Below are 16590 nucleotides of genomic sequence, written 5' to 3'. Positions count from 1 at the left end.
GCCATGACACAATGGCGCCCCGGCAAAAGCGGGTATTGCGGCGGCGCGCGCAGGACCTTCGCCCGGCCATCGCGCCGCTCGCCCCGACAACAGAAGATTGACATGGCACTGCTTCAGATTTCCGAACCCGGCATGTCGCCGGCACCCCACCAGCGACGGCTCGCGGTCGGCATCGACCTCGGCACCACCAATTCGCTGGTGGCGGCCGTTCGCAACAGCATTCCCGAGGTGCTGGCCGACGAGAGCGGCCGTACGCTGCTGCCGTCGGTGGTGCGCTATCTGCCGAACCAGACCGCGCAGATCGGCTTCCCGCGCCCAGGAAGAGGCGGTGCGCGATCCCAAGAACACCATCGTCTCGGTCAAGCGCTTCATGGGCCGTGGCCTGCACGACGTCGCGCATATCGAGCACAGCCCGTACGACTTCGTCGACGCGCCCGGCATGCTGCAGATCAAGACCGTCGCCGGCATCAAGAGCCCGGTCGAGGTCTCGGCCGAGATCCTGGCCACGCTGCGCCAGCGCGCCGAGGATGCGCTGGGCGACGACCTGGTCGGCGCGGTGATCACCGTACCGGCCTATTTCGACGACGCGCAGCGCCAGGCGACCAAGGACGCGGCGCGCCTGGCCGGCCTCGAAGTGCTGCGCCTGCTGAACGAGCCGACCGCGGCGGCGATCGCCTACGGGCTCGACAACGCCTCGGAAGGCATCTATGCGGTCTACGACCTCGGCGGCGGCACCTTCGACATCTCGGTGCTGAAGCTGACCAAGGGCGTCTTCGAGGTGATGGCGACCGGCGGCGATTCCGCGCTGGGCGGCGACGACTTCGACCAGCGCCTGGTCTGCTGGATCGTCGAGCAGGCCGGCCTGCAGCCGCTGTCCGCGGAGGACACCCGCCTGCTGATGGTGCGCGCGCGTGCCGCCAAGGAAGCGCTGTCGGAGGCCGACAGCACGGTGATCGACGCGGTGCTGACCACCGGCGAGATCGTCCATCTGCCGCTCACCGCCGAGCAGTTCCGCGAGATGACCGCGCATCTGGTGCAGAAGACGCTGGCGCCGGTGCGCAAGGCGCTGCGCGATGCCGGCGTGGCGCCCGACGAGGTCAAGGGCGTGGTGCTGGTCGGCGGCGCCACGCGCATGCCGTCGATCCGCAAGGCGGTCGCCGATTTCTTCGGCCAGCCGCCGCTGACCAATCTCGATCCGGACAAGGTGGTCGCGCTGGGCGCGGCGATGCAGGCCAATCTGCTGGCCGGCAACAACGCGCCGGGCGACGACTGGCTGCTGCTCGACGTGATTCCGCTGTCGCTGGGCGTCGAAACCATGGGCGGCCTGGTCGAGAAGATCATCCCGCGCAACAGCACGATCCCGGTCGCGCGCGCGCAGGAGTTCACCACCTTCAAGGACGGCCAGACCGCGATGGCGATCCACGTGCTGCAGGGCGAGCGCGAACTGGCCAGCGACTGCCGTTCGCTGGCGCGCTTCGAGCTGCGCGGCATTCCGCCGATGGTGGCCGGCGCGGCCCGTATCCGCGTGACCTACCAGGTCGACGCCGACGGCCTGCTGTCGGTGTCGGCGCGCGAGACGCAGTCGGGCGTCGAGGCCTCGATCGCCGTCAAGCCCTCGTACGGCCTCGGCGACGACGATATCGCGCGGATGCTGCAGGACAGCTTCCGCGAGGCCGAGCACGACATGAAGAGCCGCGCGCTCGCCGAGGAGCGTGTCGAGGCCGAGCGGCTGCTCGAGGCCACCCGCAGCGCGCTGCAGGCCGACGGCGACCTGCTGTCGGACGACGAGCGCGCCGAGGTCGAAGCCCTGATGAACAGCGTGCGCGAGACCGCCGCCGGCGACGACCATCTGGCGATCAAGGCGGCCATCGAGACGCTGTCGCGTGGCACCGACGAGTTCGCGGCCCGCCGCATGGACCGCTCGATCAAGCAAGCGCTGGCCGGCCGCAAGGTGCAGGAGCTCGGCTGAGGCGCTCCATTTCACTTCCCGCGTCGCCCGCCATCCCCAATATCAGGACCCCATATGCCACAGATTGTCGTACTGCCCCACGCCGAATACTGCCCCGAGGGCGCCGTGATCGAAGCCAGGAAGGGCACCAGCATCTGCGACGTGCTGCTCGAGCATGACATCGAGATCGAGCATGCCTGCGAGAAGTCGTGCGCCTGCACCACCTGCCACGTGGTCGTGCGCGAGGGCTTCGATTCGCTGAACGAAGCCGAAGAGAAAGAGGAAGACCTGCTCGACAAGGCCTGGGGCCTCGAGCCGAATTCCCGGCTGTCCTGCCAGGCCATCGTCGCCGACGAAGACCTGACCATCGAGATTCCCAAATACACCATCAACCACGCCAAGGAAGGCCACTGAGGCCCGTGTTGCCTGCCCCGGCGGCATGGCGATTCCATGGCGAACGAAGACCTTGGAGAACCCCTGATGAAATGGACGGATACCTTTGACATCGCGGCAGCGCTGTACGACAAGTACCCCGATGTCGATCCGCTGACGGTGCGCTTCACCGACCTGCGCCGCTGGGTGCTGGAGCTGGACGGCTTCGACGACCTGCCCGAGCGGTCCGGCGAAAAGATCCTCGAGGCCATCCAGGCCGCGTGGATCGAGGAAGCGCAGTAGGGTAGGCAGGGCGGTAGTGCAGTAGTGCAGCAGTGCAGTAGTGCAGTAGTGCAGTAGCGGTACGAACGTCGTGCCGACGCGGCCGGGTCATGCGCCGCGTCGTCGGCCGGCGGTGCGGACAAAAAAGCGCGCTCCAGGAGCGCGCTTTTTTATGGCTCGAGCCCGCGCCCGTCGGCGCGGCCCCGCTCAGTCCTCCCGCCGCAGGTGCGGGAACAGGATGACGTCCCGAATGTTCGGGCTGTCGGTCAGCAGCATCACCAGCCGGTCGATGCCGATGCCGCAGCCGCCCGTCGGGGGCATGCCGTATTCCAGCGCGCGGATGTAGTCGGCGTCGAAATACATCGCCTCCTCGTCGCCCGCATCCTTCTGCTCGACCTGCTTGCGGAAGCGCTCGGCCTGGTCCTCGGCGTCGTTGAGCTCCGAGAAGCCGTTGGCGATCTCGCGGCCGGTGATGAACAGCTCGAAGCGCTCGGTGATGCCCGGCACCGTGTCGGAGGCGCGCGCCAGCGGCGACACCTCGACCGGATAGTCGACGATGAAGGTCGGCTCCCACAGCTGACTCTCGGCGGTCTCCTCGAACAGCACCAGTTGCAGCGTGCCCAGACCCGCGTTCAGGAATTGCGGCGCGCCGGTATTGACGCCGAACTTCTTCAGCTCGGCGCGCAGGAAGTCGGCATCGGCCAGTTGCGCATCGGTGTATTGCGGCGCGTACTTCTGGATCGCCTGCGTGATGGTCAGCCGGTGGAAGGGCTTCGACAGGTCCAGCTCGCGTCCCTGATAGGTCAGCGTCGCGCTGCCGCGCGCGTCGATCGCCGCCTTGCGGATCAGATCCTCGGTGAAGTCCATCAGCCACCGGTAGTCGGTATAGGCCGCGTAGAACTCCATCATCGTGAACTCGGGGTTGTGGCGCGGGCTGACCCCCCTCGTTGCGGAAGTTGCGGTTGATCTCGAACACGCGCTCGAAGCCGCCGACGATCAGCCGCTTCAGATAGAGCTCGGGTGCGATGCGCAGGAACATCTGCATGTCCAGCGCGTTGTGGTGCGTGATGAAGGGCTTGGCCGCGGCGCCGCCGGGAATCGGATGCAGCATCGGCGTCTCGACTTCCATGAAGCCGGCCTCGGCCATATGGCGGCGCAGCGACGAGATCGCTTCGGTGCGGGCGCGGAAGGTCGCGCGCGTTTCCGGCGAGACGATCAGGTCGACATAGCGCTGGCGGTACTTCATCTCCTGGTCGGCCAGGCCGTGGAACTTGTCCGGCAGCGGCCGCAGCGACTTCGACAGCAGGCGCAGTTCCTGCACCTGCACCGACAGTTCGCCCTTGTTGGTGCGGAACAGCAGCCCGCGCGCGCTGACGATGTCGCCAAGGTCCCAGTGCTTGAAGTTGGCGTAGACCTCTTCGCCGACCTTGTCGCGCGTGATGTAGAACTGGATCTGGCCGCTGCCGTCCTGCACGGTGGCGAAGCTGGCCTTGCCCATCACGCGCTTGAGCATCATGCGGCCGGCCACCGCGACCTCGACCGGATTGGCCTCGAGCGTGGCCTGGTCGGCGTCGCCGTACTGCGCGTGCAGGCTGGCGGCCTGATGGGTCGGACGGAAGTCGTTGGGGAAGGCGACGCCTTGCTGACGCAGCGCCTGCAGCTTCTCGCGCCGCTCGGCAATGATCTTGTTTTCGTCGACGGCGGGGCCTGCTCGGCAGGCGCGCGGGTGGGTTCGGTCATGATGTCGTCAAAGGGCGGGGCACGGGGGCCGCGCGGGAAAGTCAGGTATTGCGGATATCGTCGAGTTCGGTGCTGCCGAAGTCGGCGCGCTGCAGATAGGCGGCGATGCGGGCGGCGGCCTCCTCGGGGCTGGTCAGCTGCGCGTTGGCCTTCAGCGAGCGGAAGCGTTCGACCTGCGCGAAGTCGGCCTCGCGGATGGCGGCCTGCATGCCGGTATCGACCACGCCCGGGGCCAGCGCCACCGCGCGCACGCCGCGCTCGGCCGGCACCGACGCGTACTCGGCATTGACCGAGCGCACGAACATGTCGAGCGCGGCCTTGCCGGCGCAGTAGGCGCTCCAGCCCTCGACCGGCCGGCGCGCGGCGCCGGACGAGATCGCCAGCACCTTGCGCGGGCAGCCGAAGCGCTCGCTGCGCGCCAGGAAGGCCGCGGTCAGCGTCATCGGCGACACCAGGTTGGTCATCAGGTGCGGCACCAGCGTGGCCTCCTGCAGCTCGGCGATCGGCGCGATCGGCTCGATCACGCCGGCGTTCAGCACCAGCGTCGCGCTGGCCGGAGCGTCGACGCTGTCGAGCACGCTCGCCAGCCAGCTCGCCGCCTGCGCGGGCTTCGACAGGTCCTGCAGGTGCCAGGCGATCGGCACGCCGCTGGCCTGCGCGGCCTGCTCCAGTTCCGCATTGCGGCTGCGCGCCACGCACACCAGCCGGTTGCCCGGGACCATCAGCGCGCGCACCAGGGCGGCGCCCAGGCCGCGCGAGGCGCCCGTGATGATGATCAGATGGGATGCGTCGGTCGATGCGTCAGTCGATGCGGCAGTGGTCATGGATATCGCCCTGGCGGAGAGAGGTCGGACCCCGCGGCACGGCCGCGCCGCGGGATGGGTGGCGCGAGCGGGCGCCGGTCCTGCTGTGCTGCAACGCTCGGTCCTGCGCCTGGAGGCCCTTACAGGCCCTGTTTCAGGCTCGCTTCGATGAAGGTGTCCAGGTCGCCGTCCAGCACCTTCTGCGTGTTGGACATTTCGACGTTGGTGCGCAGGTCCTTGATGCGGCTCTGGTCCAGCACGTACGAGCGGATCTGGTGGCCCCAGCCCACATCGGTCTTGGTCGATTCGAGCTTGTCGGCCTCGGCCTGGCGCTTGCGCATCTCGTGCTCGTACAGGCGCGACTTCAGCATCGACATCGCCTCGGCGCGGTTGCGGTGCTGCGAGCGGTCGTTCTGGCACTGCACGACGATGCCGGTCGGGATATGCGTGATCCGCACGGCCGAATCGGTCTTGTTGATGTGCTGGCCGCCCGCGCCCGAGGCGCGATAGGTATCGACGCGCAGGTCCGCCGGATTGATCTCGACCTCGAACGAGTCGTCGACCTCCGGATAGACGAACACCGACGAGAACGAGGTATGCCGGCCGCCCGACGAGTCGAACGGCGACTTGCGCACCAGGCGGTGCACGCCGGTCTCGGTACGCAGATAGCCGAACGCGTATTCGCCCTCGACCTTGATCGTCGCGCTCTTGATGCCGGCGACATCGCCCTCGGACTCTTCCAGCACCTCGGCCTTGAAGCCCTTGCGCTCGCAGTACTTCAGGTACTGGCGCAGCAGCATCGAGGCCCAGTCGCACGCCTCGGTACCGCCGGCGCCGGCCTGGATGTCGATGAAGGCATTGGCCTGATCGAGCTGGCCGGAGAACATGCGGCGGAACTCCATGTCGGCGACCGCCGCCTCGAAGCCCTTGACGTCCTCTTCGATCGACACCAGCGTGTCGTCGTCGCCCTCTTCACGCGCGAGCTCGAACAGCTCCTGGGCGCTTTCCAGATCCTCGGTCAGCTTGCCCAGTACCTGGACCACGCCTTCGAGCATCTTCTTTTCCTTGCCGAGGTCCTGGGCCCGCTTCGGGTTGTTCCAGACCTCGGGGTCCTCCAGTTCGCCGTTGACTTCGGCCAGACGTCCTACCTTGACGTCGTAGTCAAAGATACCCCCCGTAGATCTTCCGTCCGGGAACGGAGATCGGAGATGGCGCCGGAGATGGCGTTGAGGCGTTCTGCTTCCATGGTGTTCTTGCGCTTTGAAAACCGTGAATTATAGCGGAACGGGGAGGCATTCCCCGGGTAATGACGGATAATGCGCCGCGCGGACGCCCACGCTTTGGCGATGCCGGCGCCGCGGCGGCTCGGGTCCTGCACGGGTCACCGCTGGGCGATTCCGGGCGCCGGGTCGAACTGTGGCCGTGACCGATGGTCTACAGTTGCGGGTGCGTCAACCGTTACTTCGTTGGCGCCGCCTCGTTTCGATCCGCCGTTCCGTCCGCCATCCATTCCGCCGCTCCGGCCCGCCAGGGCGATATGGGGCGGGCCCAGCTTCCCGATGCAGCCATGACGATGCCAGCCATTTCAACCCTCCCGACCGCGACCGCACCGACCGCCCCGGCCATCGGCCGCCGGCGCGCCATCGCCGCGCTGGCCGCCACGATGCTGGCGACGCTGGCCGGCTGCGGCACGGTGGGCGAGGGCGGCCCCGCGCCGGACGGCTTCTACCGGGTGCGCTCCGGCGACACGCTGTATTCGATCGCGCGCCGCCACCGCCGCTCGGTGCGCGACCTGGTGCGCTGGAACGCCTTGCCGAGCGCCGATCGCATCGAGGTCGGCCAGCTGATCCGCGTGCGGCCGCCGGCCGGCGCCGCGGCCGCCGCCAGCAACACCAGCGGCCCGGCCACGGTCGAGGAGACCCCGCGCGCGGCCACGCCGTCGAGCCGGCCGCCGTCCAGCCGCATCGCGCTGCAATGGCCGGCCGACGGCACGGTCACGCACGGCTATTCGCCGCCATCGAGCAAGGGCCTGCGCATCGCGGTGCCGGCCAACGGCACCGTGCGCGCGGCCGCGGCCGGCTGGGCGATCCATGTCGGCGCGCTGCGCGGCTATGGCACGCTGGTGATCGTCAAGCACAACGACGACTGGCTGACGGTCTACGGCAATCTCGACCAGCCGATGGTCAAGGAAGGCGCCCACGTCGACGCGGGCCAGGCAGTGGGCCGCATGGGCGCCGCGGCGAGCGAGCTGCATTTCGAGGTGCGCGGCAACGGCAAGCCGGTCGATCCGGCCACGATGCTGCCGGCGCGGGGGTAGGGGCTCCACGACCGCCCATGCCGGTACGCGGGTAAGGCTTCGATGCACCGTCCGTGTCGCCCTCGCGCAGGGGGGGACCCGGCGTCCCGGAAAGCCGCCAGGCCTGCGTCTGCGCGGGACGACCAATCGGCTGCCAGACGTCTTTCCCTACTGCGCGTGCTCGATCACCATCTGCACGCGCGTGACGCCGTTGAACGTGTTGTTGTCGAGCCGGTAGGCCACCATCGCGCTGGCACCCAGCGTGTCGGCGTGGTTGAACCAGATCGCGTCGAACTGGCGCTTGCCGCGCCCCAGCTGCAGCTTCAGGTGCTTGCCCTTGAGCACGGTCTGGCGCAGCACGTCGAACTCCCCCGCAGAAGGTCGGCGGCGGAAAGCCCTGGCCCCATACCTGCTGCTCCAGCAGCGACACGAAGGCCGGATCGAAGCAGTGGTCCTCGATCTCGCCGTCAGTCTCGATCACGCGGGCGAGGTGGTCGTCGGTCAGCCATTCGCGGCCGATGCCCTCGAACGCATCCATGAAGCGCTCGAAATCGCCGGCGCGCAGCGTCAGGCCGGCCGCCATCGCATGGCCGCCGAACTTGACCAGCAGGCCGGGATGGCGCTTGGACACCAGATCGAGCGCGTCGCGCAGATGAAAGCCCGGAATCGAGCGGCCCGAGCCCTTGATGGTGGCCTCGTCGCCCGGCGCGAACGTGATGGTCGGGCGATGGAACTTCTCCTTGAGCCGCGACGCGACGATGCCGATCACGCCCTGGTGCCAGGTGTCGTTGAACACGCTGACGGTAAAGCGCGACGACGGGTCCAGCCCGTCCAGCGGACGTTCGAGGATCTGCAGCGCTTCCTGCTGCATGCCGGCTTCGATATCGCGCCGCTCGCGGTTCATCGCGTCGAGCTGCTGCGCGATCTCCCACGCGCGCTCGGCGTCGTCGCTGAGCAGGCATTCGATGCCCAGCGACATGTCGGCGAGCCGTCCGGCGGCGTTCAGCCGCGGTCCCAGGCCGAAGCCGAGATCGAACGTCGTGGCGCGGCTGGCCTCGCGTCCGGCCGCGCGAAACAGCGCGGCGACGCCCGCATGCATGCGGCCCGCGCGCATGCGCTTGAGCCCCTGCGCGACCAGGATGCGGTTGTTGGTGTCGAGCTTGACCACGTCCGCCACGGTGCCGAGGGCAACGAGGTCGAGCAGCGTGTCGAGGCGCGGCTGATTGGCCGGCGTGAACACGCCGCGCTGGCGCAATTCCGCGCGCAGCGCCAGCAGCACGTAGAACATCACGCCGACGCCCGCCAGGTTCTTGCTGGGAAAGCCGCAGCCCGGCTGGTTCGGGTTGACGATCACCGCCGCGTCGGGCAGCTGGTCGCCCGGTAGATGGTGGTCGGTGACCACCACGTCGATGCCGCGCGCATTGGCCGCGGCCACGCCATCGACGCTCGCGATGCCGTTGTCGACGGTGACGATCACGTCGGGATTGCGCTGCGCCGCCAGCGCGACGATCTCCGGCGTCAGGCCGTAGCCGTATTCGAAGCGGTTCGGCACGATGTAGTCGACCTGGGCGCCCAGCATGCGCAGGCCGCGCACGCCCACCGCGCAGGCGGTGGCGCCGTCGCAGTCGTAGTCGGCGACGATCAGCAGCCGGCGGCGCGCGGCGATCGCGTCGGCCAGATAGACCGCGGCGCGGTCGATTCCCTTCATCGCCTGCGGGGCCATCAGCTCGGGCAGGTCGGTGGCCAGCTCGCGCGCATGGGTGACGCCGCGCGCCGACAGGATGCGCGCCAGCGTCGGATGCAGGCCCAGCGCGGCGAGGGCACTGGCATGGTCGGGCTGGTGGGGGGCGGATCGCGATGCGTGTCATGGGGTCGGAACGAAAGCGGAGCAGGGGCCGGGGCGGTGGTAAAGCGGGCGCAGCGGCCGCAGCAGGGGAAGCAGACGCGGCAGACGAAGCGGATGCGACAGACCAAGCGGGTGTGACAGACGAAGCGGGCGCGGCGCAGCAAGTGGATGAGGCGGACGAAGCAGCGTCGGCATGATCGCCCTCATGCGGCCAGCGCGAGATCGGACAGCAGCGCGCGCCAGTCGCCGCGCATGCCCAGGCCGCGCCAGAACTTGCGCAGGTCGCCGCGGCGCACCGTGAATTCGGCGTGATGGTCGTCGCCGCCGAGCACCAGCGTCAGCGCCTGCAGCCGGCCCGCCTCGAGCGCCGCCAGCGCCGGCGCGAACCAGTCGGCCTCGAGCGCATGCAGCCGCTCGATCCAGCTGCCCCAGTCCTCGGCGAGATAGGCCGAGGCGCAGGCATCGAGCAGCGCCATCGCGCTGCCCTCGGCTTGCAGCGATGCCGGCGATGCGAGCGACTCGAGCGATGCCAGCGAAGGCGGCAAGGGCAGGCATGCGGCGCCGCCGGCCATGGCCAGCCCGCGCAGCAGCGGATCGTCGGCCAGCACCGTATCGGCCAGCCGCGGCACCGGCCGCAGCGCGCCGCCGCCATGCAGCCAGACCGAGTTGACTGGCAGCGCGCCGCGGGCCTCGCGCGCCTGGTTGACCGGATGGTCGAACCAGGTCATCTGGATCTCGTTCTGCAGCCGGCGCCAGTCGCGCTCGCGCGGGCCGGACTGCATCCAGACATCGATATTGCGGCCGGCCGCGCGCAGCGGCGGGGTGGCATCCAGCGGTCCGAACACCCCTTCGGGCAGATACCAGCGGCCGGGGTGGGGCGCATCCAGCGCGATCCCCGAATCGCTCAGCAGCGGGGCGATGGCCTCGCGCAGCGCGGCCGATTCGGCGGCGTCCAGCGTCAGCAGCGCCGGGTCCATCAGCACCAGGTGATCGCGCGCGGCATGGATGTGGACCGGTTGCAGGCAGACCCAGGACTGCGGATCGCTGCCGGACCGCACGTCGTGATTGGCGTCGGCACCGCCATGGTCGGCCAGCCGCATGTAGGGCGCGGTGGGCACGCGCGCGGTGTCCAGGCCGGCGCGCGCGGCCAGCCAGCGCTCATGGGCGAGCGAGCGCAGCGCGATCGGATCGTAGCCGGCGCCGTGGCGCTCGCGCGCAGTCGTGCCGGCGCGCGTCAGCAACTTTCCCAGCGCCGGCAACTCCAACTGGCGCAGCAGGGCGCCGGCAATGCCGCCGCCGGCGCCGTTCGGTTCGTCCAGGCCCTCGGTATCCGCGCCGGGCGGGACCGAAAAGGGCACAATCAGGGTCAGGTGCGTCGTCATGGTTGGCGAGATTGTAAACTCGCGGGTGGCCGGCGCGTCCCGATTCACCGAATTCGGACGACATTGCGCCGGACTTGCGCCGGAATTACGCCGGATTCGCACGCGCCCGGGGGCGCGATGGCGGCCCGGCCGGGCCTTCGATCCGGCCTCACGGGCGCCATCGCGCGTTGGCAACGAACACAGGAACCGTCTTGAACTTTCCCTACGAGTGGCAGATCGGCTGGCGCTATACCCGCGCCAGCAAACGCGCCAGCCGCAATACCTTCATCTCCTTCATCTCGATGATCTCGATGCTCGGCATCGCGCTCGGCGTGGCCGCGCTGATCGTCGTGCTGTCGGTGATGAACGGCTTCCAGAAGGAGGTACGCGACCGCATGCTGTCGGTGCTCGCGCATATCGAGGTGATCGGCCCTTCCACGCTGCCCGACTGGCGCCGCACCGCCGCCGAGGCGATGCGCAACAAGGAGGTCGTCGGCGCCGCGCCCTATGTCGCCGCGCAGGCGATGCTGACCCGCGACGACACCGTGCGCGGCGTGCTGCTGCGCGGCGTCGATCCGGCCGAGGAGCCCAAGGTCTCGGACATCGGCAAGCAGTTCAAGGCCGGCAGCCTGACCGAGCTGCAGCCCGGCGGCTTCGGCATCGTGCTGGGCGGCGAGCTGGCCGCGGCGATGGGCGTGCGCGTGGGCGACAAGGTCACGCTGGTGGCGCCGCAGGGCACCATCACGCCTGCCGGCGTGCTGCCGCGCCTCAAGCAGTTCACCGTGGTCGGCGTGTTCTCGTCGGGCCATTACGAGTTCGACAGCGCGCTGGCGCTGATCGATATCCAGGACGCGCAGACGCTGTTCCGGCTCGACGGTCCCAACGGCCTGCGGCTGAAGCTGTCCGACATGCAGCGCGCCCCGCAGGTCGCCGACGCGCTGGCCGGCACGCTGTCCGGCGAGCTCTATCTGCGCGACTGGTCCAAGCAGAACCGCAACTGGTTCGCCGCGGTGCAGACCGAGAAACGGATGATGTTCATCATCCTGACGCTGATCATCGCGGTGGCGGCCTTCAACCTGGTGTCGACGCTGGTGATGACCGTGACCGACAAGCAGGCCGATATCGCGATCCTGCGCACCATGGGCGCGCAGCCCGGCTCGATCATGCGCATCTTCATCGTGCAGGGCGTGGCCATCGGCTTCATCGGCACCGTGCTCGGCGTGCTCGGCGGCACGCTGATCGCGACCAATATCGACGTGATCGTGCCCTTCATCGAGCGGATCCTGCAGGTCCAGTTCCTGCCCCGTGACATCTACTTCATCAGCGAATTGCCCTCGGACCCGCGCGTGAACGACATCGCCACCATCGGCACCATTTCCTTCGTGCTGGCCATCCTGGCCACGCTCTATCCCAGCTGGCGCGCCGCCCGCGTGAACCCCGCGGAGGCGCTGCGCTATGAATGAGGCCATGCTGAACCGCACCGCCGCGCCCGAGGCCACGCCGGCGGGCGCCACCGCCGCCGCGCAGCCGATCCTGACCGCGCAGGGGCTGTGCAAGCGTTTCCGCCAGGGCGGGCTCGACGTCGAGGTGCTGCGCGGCGTCGACCTGCGCATCGATGCCGGCGAGAAGGTCGCCATCGTCGGCGCCTCCGGCTCGGGCAAAAAGCACGCTGCTGCATGTGCTGGGCGGGCTGGACAATCCCGATTCGGGCAGCGTCGCGCTGCTCGGCAAGCCCTTCACCGACCTGCGCGAGACCGAGCGCAACCTGGTGCGCAACCGCTCGCTGGGCTTCGTCTACCAGTTCCACCATCTGTTGCCGGAGTTCACCGCGCTGGACAACGTCGCGATGCCGATGCGCATCCGCGGCCTGCGCCAGGGCGAGGCGCGCGAGGCCGCGCAGGCGATGCTGGCGCGCGTCGGCCTCGGCGAGCGCGCGAAGCACCGTCCCGGCGAGCTGTCCGGCGGCGAGCGGCAGCGCGTGGCGATCGCGCGCGCGCTGGTGGGGCAGCCGGCCTGCGTGCTGGCCGACGAGCCGACCGGCAATCTCGACGACCACACCGCCGGCGGCGTCTACGACCTGATGCTGGAGCTGTCGCGCACGCTGGGCACCAGCTTCGTGATCGTCACGCACGATCTCGACCTGGCCAATCGCTGCGACCGCGTGCTGCGGCTGCGCGACGGCCATCTGCATCGCGAACGCTGATACCGCGGCGCGCCGGAGCTTCCCCGATGTGGATCGACACCCATTGCCACCTCGACGCGGCCGAGTTCGATGACGACCGCGACGCGGTGGTGGCGGCCGCGGCCGCGGTGGGTGTCGGCGGCATCGTGCTGCCCGCGGTGGCGGTGTCGAACTTCGCCGCCGTGCGCGCGCTGGCGCATCGCCATCCGGCCTGCGTCTATGCGCTCGGCATCCATCCGCTGTGCACGCCCGGCGCGGGGCAGCCCGACCTCGACGCGCTGCGGCGCGAGGTCGAGGCCGCGCTGCCCGATCCCCGCTTCGTCGGCATCGGCGAGATCGGCCTGGACTTCTTCGTGCCGGGACTCGACGCGCAGCACCAGACCTGGCTCTACGTCGAGCAGCTGAAGATCGCGCGCGAGTTCGATCTGCCGGTGCTGCTGCATGTCCGCAAGTCGCAGGACCAGGTTGCCGCGCAACTGCGGCGCGTCGGCGTGCGGCGCGGCATCGCGCACGCCTTCAATGGCAGCGCGCAGCAGGCGCAGCGCTTCGTCGAGCAGGGCTTCAGGCTCGGCTTCGGCGGCAACGTGACGTTCAGCCGCGCGCGGCAGATCCGGCGGCTGGCGGTGGAGTTGCCGCTGGAAGCGCTGGTGCTGGAAACCGATGCGCCCGATATCGCGCCGGCCTGGCTGACCGACGACCAGTTCGGCGAACAGCGCAAGGTGCGCAACACACCGGCCGAGGTCGCGGGCGTCGCGCGCGTGCTGACCGAACTGCGCGGCATCGAGGCCCCCCACCCTGGCCCAGGCGACCTGGCGCAATGCGGTCGAGGCGCTGCCCCGGCTGGCGGCCTTTGCCGCGACGATGGCGCCGTCTCCCCCGCCGTGACGGACTGACACGTTCTGGGCCGCCGCCCGGCGGTATAAACGCAGGCATCGTGATCCTCGAACGAGGGCGGGCATGTCTGCGGTGCTTGCGGTCCTTGGGCTTTCTGCGGTGTCTACGATTTGCCCGGCGGCAGATGGACATGCTGCGGGCGTATCGGGCCCGGCGTTCGTTGCTGTCCCTGCTGTTCCTGCTGTTCCTGTAGTTCTTGCGTTGCCGGCGCCGCGATGCGCCTGACCCTGTGCGCCTTCGTGGCGGGTTGCTGGCTGGTGCAGCAGCTGCCGGTGCTGCCGTCCGCGCCGATCAGCATGACCGCGGGGCTCGCTTCGTTCGGCGTGCTGCTCGCGCTGTCGCCGCTTGCAGAACGACACCGGCCTTCGGTGCCGGCGGGCCCGCGTCCTTCCTCCCCTTGTCTTCCATGCCCGCTGGCTGACCACCGTGCTGGTGACCGCGCTCGCCGCGCTGACCGCTGGCGCGGCATGGGCGGCCTGGCGCGCCGAGCGCCGGCTGTCCGAACGGCTCGCCGCCGAGCTCGAAGGCGTGACGCTGTCGCTGACCGGCGTGGTGTCCAGCTTGCCGACCGGCAACGGCGAGGGCCTGCGGTTCAACCTGAGCGTCGACGGCAAGCGACCGGCGGGCTTGCCGGCGCTGCTGTCGCTCGGCTGGCAACAGGCGCCGCCCGCTCTGCTGCCCGGCACGCGGCTGGCGCTGACCGTGCGGCTGAAGCGGCCGCACGGCCTCGCCAATCCGCATGGCTTCGACTACGAATACTGGCTGCTGCAGCGAGGCATCGGCGCGACCGGCTACGTGCTGGCCGCCCACCCGGCATCGCCGGTGGGCCTGCGGCCCGCCTGGCGCATTGCACGCTGGCGCGCGCAGATGCGGGCGCGGATGCTGGCGGCGATGCCGGCCGATGCGCCGTTCGCCGGCGTGCTGGTGGCGCTGGCGATCGGCGACCAGAGCGGCATCGCCGCCGAGCAGTGGCGCTGGTTCACGCGCACCGGCATCGGCCATCTGGTCAGCATTTCGGGGCTGCATATCACGATGATTTCCGGACTGGCCGCCGCGCTGGCGCGCGCGCTGTGGCGGCGCTCGTTCGGACTGGGCAGATGGATGCGCAGGCCGCTGCCGTTGCGCTGTCCGGCGCAGCGCGCGGCGGCGCTGGTGGCGGTGGTATCGGCCCTGGCCTATGGGTTGCTGTCCGGCATGGAAGTCCCGGCGCAGCGCACGGTGGCGATGGTGGCCGTGACCGCGCTGGCGCTGTGGTGGCAGCGCCGGCCGCCGGCCTCGCTGGTGCTGGTCTGGGCCGCGGCGGCGGCGCTCGCGCTCGATCCCTGGGCGGTGCGGGCGGCGGGGTTCTGGCTGTCGTTCGGCGCGGTCGCGGCGATCTTTCTGGCGGCGTCGCAGCGCACCGTCGCCGATGCCGGCCCCGGGCCGCCACCGCCTTCGGTCTGGCAGGCGCGCTGGCATGGCCTGCGCCGGCATCTGGCCGAGGCCGCGCGCACGCAATGGGCCGTGACCGTCGGACTGCTGCCGCCGACGCTGCTGTTGTTCCAGCAGGTATCGGTGGTGTCGCCACTGGCCAATGCGCTGGCGATTCCGGTCGTCAGCCTGCTGGTGACGCCGCTGGCGCTGAGCGCGGCGCTGCTGGCGGCGTGGCCCGCGGACTGGCCGCTCGGCGGCGCCATCGCGATGGCGGCCGCGTTGCTGCTGACGCTGGCGCATCAGGCGATGGCGTGGCTGGCGGCCGTGCTGGTCCGGCTGGCGGCGCCGAACTGGGCCGTCTGGCAGGCGGCGCGGCCCGACACGGTCGAGCTTGCCTTCGCCATGCTGGGCACGGCGGTGCTGCTCGCCCCGCGCGCCTTTGGTTGGGGCTGGCGCGTGCATGGCCTGGTGCTGCTGATTCCGATGCTGTCGAGCGGCCGTGCGCCGCTGCCCGCTGCGGCGTTCCGCGCCACGGCACTCGATGTCGGGCAGGGCGCGGCGGTGCTGATCGAAACCCGCAGCCACCGGCTGCTGTACGACACCGGGCCGGCCTATGGCCCGACCAACGGTTCGGCCAGCGGTTCGGACAGAGGTTCGGACAGCGGTTCGGACAGAGGTTCGGACAGCGGTTCGGCGAGCGGTTCGGCAGACGCGCCGCGGCCCAGCGCCGGCGAACGCGTGGTGGTGCCGTTCCTGCGCGCGGTCGGCATCCATTCGCTCGATGCGCTGGTGATCAGCCACGAGGACGCCGACCATGCCGGCGGCGCGCGCGACGTGATGGCGGCGCTGCCGGTCCGGCGCATGTGGGCGGCGTTGCCGCGCGGCCATCCGTTATGGCGCCTGCCGGCTGGCGTCGGGCCGGATGTCAGCGAGGTGTGTGCAGCGGGAATCAGCTGGCAATGGGACGGCGTGCGCTTCGAACTGCTGCATCCGCTGCCGGGGCAGGGCGACGACGCCGCGATCGGCAGCAATGCGCGCAGCTGCGTGCTGCGGATCTCGAGCCCGTACGCCACGCTGCTGCTGACCGGCGATATCGACCGCGCCGCCGAACTGGCGATGGTGGCGCGCCTGCCGCCCGATGCGCTGCGTGCCGATCTGCTGCTGGTGCCGCACCATGGCAGCCGCACCTCGTCCAGCGACGAATGGCTCGATGCGGTACGGCCCGCCGCGGCGGTGTTCCAGCTCGGCTATCGCAATCGCTACCGGCATCCGCATGCACAGGTATGGGCGCGCTATGGGCGCCGCGGGATCGCGCGCTATCGCAGCGATCGCACCGGCGCGGTGGAAGTCGTCGCGGATCGCGGCGGCATCGCGATCGCGTCGTTTCGGCAGCAGGCGCGGCGCTACTGGCGGCCGGCGCCGGATGCGCCGGAATGAGCGGGCCTGTCGAACC

At 70.0% G+C, this 16590-nt stretch carries 9 protein-coding genes and 5 pseudogenes; 8 read left to right on the top strand and 6 right to left on the bottom strand.

All coding sequences use genetic code 11. The features are described 5' to 3' along the window. Positions 1 to 102: 102 nt before the first annotated feature. The 3 genes and pseudogenes from hscA to iscX all read left to right on the top strand — a co-directional run bounded on the left by hscA (position 103) and on the right by iscX (position 2623). Positions 103 to 1969 (top strand): annotated as a pseudogene (gene hscA / locus OJJOAM_RS03265) (Fe-S protein assembly chaperone HscA). 54 nt (positions 1970 to 2023) lie between these two features. Beyond that, positions 2024 to 2362 carry an ISC system 2Fe-2S type ferredoxin gene (gene fdx, locus OJJOAM_RS03260; protein ID WP_053821506.1) on the top strand — a complete coding sequence of 113 codons (339 nt, stop codon included), beginning with the start codon at positions 2024 to 2026 and terminating at the stop codon, positions 2360 to 2362. A 66-nt stretch (positions 2363 to 2428) separates the two neighbouring features. Continuing rightward, on the top strand, positions 2429 to 2623 hold the full coding sequence (gene iscX, locus OJJOAM_RS03255) for a Fe-S cluster assembly protein IscX (protein WP_149319309.1): 195 nt from the start codon (positions 2429 to 2431) through the stop codon (positions 2621 to 2623). Positions 2624 to 2809: 186 nt separating this feature from the next. Here iscX and lysS read toward each other — a convergent pair. From lysS to prfB, 3 genes and pseudogenes are all read right to left on the bottom strand, one after another. Further along, a pseudogene (gene lysS / locus OJJOAM_RS03250) lies at positions 2810 to 4342 on the bottom strand (lysine--tRNA ligase). A 41-nt stretch (positions 4343 to 4383) separates the two neighbouring features. After that, entirely contained in the window at positions 4384 to 5166 is a 783-nt protein-coding gene (locus OJJOAM_RS03245) for an SDR family oxidoreductase (RefSeq protein ID WP_422648848.1), read from the bottom strand. Between the two features lie 119 nt (positions 5167 to 5285). Next, a protein-coding gene (gene prfB, locus OJJOAM_RS03240; protein WP_422648847.1) for a peptide chain release factor 2 occupies positions 5286 to 6391 on the bottom strand; the annotation gives its coding sequence in 2 pieces (ribosomal slippage) (positions 5286 to 6317 and positions 6320 to 6391; 1104 coding nt in all). Between the two features lie 327 nt (positions 6392 to 6718). Between prfB and OJJOAM_RS03235 the strand changes: the two genes are divergently transcribed. Beyond that, positions 6719 to 7462: a peptidoglycan DD-metalloendopeptidase family protein gene (locus OJJOAM_RS03235; protein ID WP_422648846.1), complete on the top strand. Its 744-nt coding sequence runs from the start codon at positions 6719 to 6721 to the stop codon at positions 7460 to 7462. Positions 7463 to 7609: 147 nt separating this feature from the next. Here OJJOAM_RS03235 and recJ read toward each other — a convergent pair. Together recJ and OJJOAM_RS03225 are read right to left on the bottom strand one after the other, a co-directional pair. Further along, positions 7610 to 9309 (bottom strand): annotated as a pseudogene (recJ, locus tag OJJOAM_RS03230) (single-stranded-DNA-specific exonuclease RecJ). A gap of 181 nt (positions 9310 to 9490) precedes the next feature. Next, positions 9491 to 10669, bottom strand: a complete 1179-nt coding sequence (locus OJJOAM_RS03225) for a hypothetical protein (protein WP_422648845.1) — start codon at positions 10667 to 10669, stop codon at positions 9491 to 9493. 191 nt (positions 10670 to 10860) lie between these two features. Between OJJOAM_RS03225 and OJJOAM_RS03220 the strand changes: the two genes are divergently transcribed. The 3 genes and pseudogenes from OJJOAM_RS03220 (at position 10861) to OJJOAM_RS03210 (ending at position 13715) form a co-directional block, all read left to right on the top strand. Further along, entirely contained in the window at positions 10861 to 12111 is a 1251-nt protein-coding gene (locus OJJOAM_RS03220) for a lipoprotein-releasing ABC transporter permease subunit (protein ID WP_149319302.1), read from the top strand. Continuing rightward, positions 12104 to 12851, top strand: a pseudogene (lolD, locus tag OJJOAM_RS03215) (lipoprotein-releasing ABC transporter ATP-binding protein LolD). The gene OJJOAM_RS03220 and the pseudogene lolD overlap by 8 nt, the downstream one beginning before the upstream one ends. A 26-nt stretch (positions 12852 to 12877) precedes the next feature. Next, positions 12878 to 13715: pseudogene (locus tag OJJOAM_RS03210) on the top strand (TatD family hydrolase). A 112-nt stretch (positions 13716 to 13827) separates the two neighbouring features. Here OJJOAM_RS03210 and OJJOAM_RS03205 read toward each other — a convergent pair. Further along, entirely contained in the window at positions 13828 to 14022 is a 195-nt protein-coding gene (locus OJJOAM_RS03205; RefSeq protein ID WP_422648844.1) for a hypothetical protein, read from the bottom strand. A 128-nt stretch (positions 14023 to 14150) separates the two neighbouring features. Here OJJOAM_RS03205 and OJJOAM_RS03200 point away from each other — a divergent pair, with 128 nt between their 5' ends. Continuing rightward, positions 14151 to 16574 (top strand): DNA internalization-related competence protein ComEC/Rec2, encoded by a 2424-nt coding sequence (locus OJJOAM_RS03200; RefSeq protein WP_422648843.1) that lies wholly within the window; start codon positions 14151 to 14153, stop codon positions 16572 to 16574. Positions 16575 to 16590 lie beyond the last annotated feature (16 nt).

The organism is Cupriavidus sp. H18C1 (genome assembly GCF_049311595.1).
In the GTDB taxonomy this organism is placed as follows: Bacteria; Pseudomonadota; Gammaproteobacteria; order Burkholderiales; family Burkholderiaceae; genus Cupriavidus; species Cupriavidus cauae.
The sequence above is the reverse complement of the archived record's forward strand: the minus strand, read 5'-3'. Positions and strand labels throughout refer to the sequence as shown.

What these genes read in the sequence shown, in the direction of transcription:
- fdx (WP_053821506.1), top strand. Translation starts at nt 2,024, where the DNA reads ATGCCACAGATTGTCGTACTGCCCCACGCCGAATACTGCCCCGAGGGC.
- iscX (WP_149319309.1), top strand. Translation starts at nt 2,429, where the DNA reads ATGAAATGGACGGATACCTTTGACATCGCGGCAGCGCTGTACGACAAG.
- OJJOAM_RS03245 (WP_422648848.1), bottom strand. Translation starts at nt 5,166, where the DNA reads ATGACCACTGCCGCATCGACTGACGCATCGACCGACGCATCCCATCTG.
- OJJOAM_RS03235 (WP_422648846.1), top strand. Translation starts at nt 6,719, where the DNA reads ATGCCAGCCATTTCAACCCTCCCGACCGCGACCGCACCGACCGCCCCG.
- OJJOAM_RS03225 (WP_422648845.1), bottom strand. Translation starts at nt 10,669, where the DNA reads ATGACGACGCACCTGACCCTGATTGTGCCCTTTTCGGTCCCGCCCGGC.
- OJJOAM_RS03205 (WP_422648844.1), bottom strand. Translation starts at nt 14,022, where the DNA reads ATGCTGATCGGCGCGGACGGCAGCACCGGCAGCTGCTGCACCAGCCAG.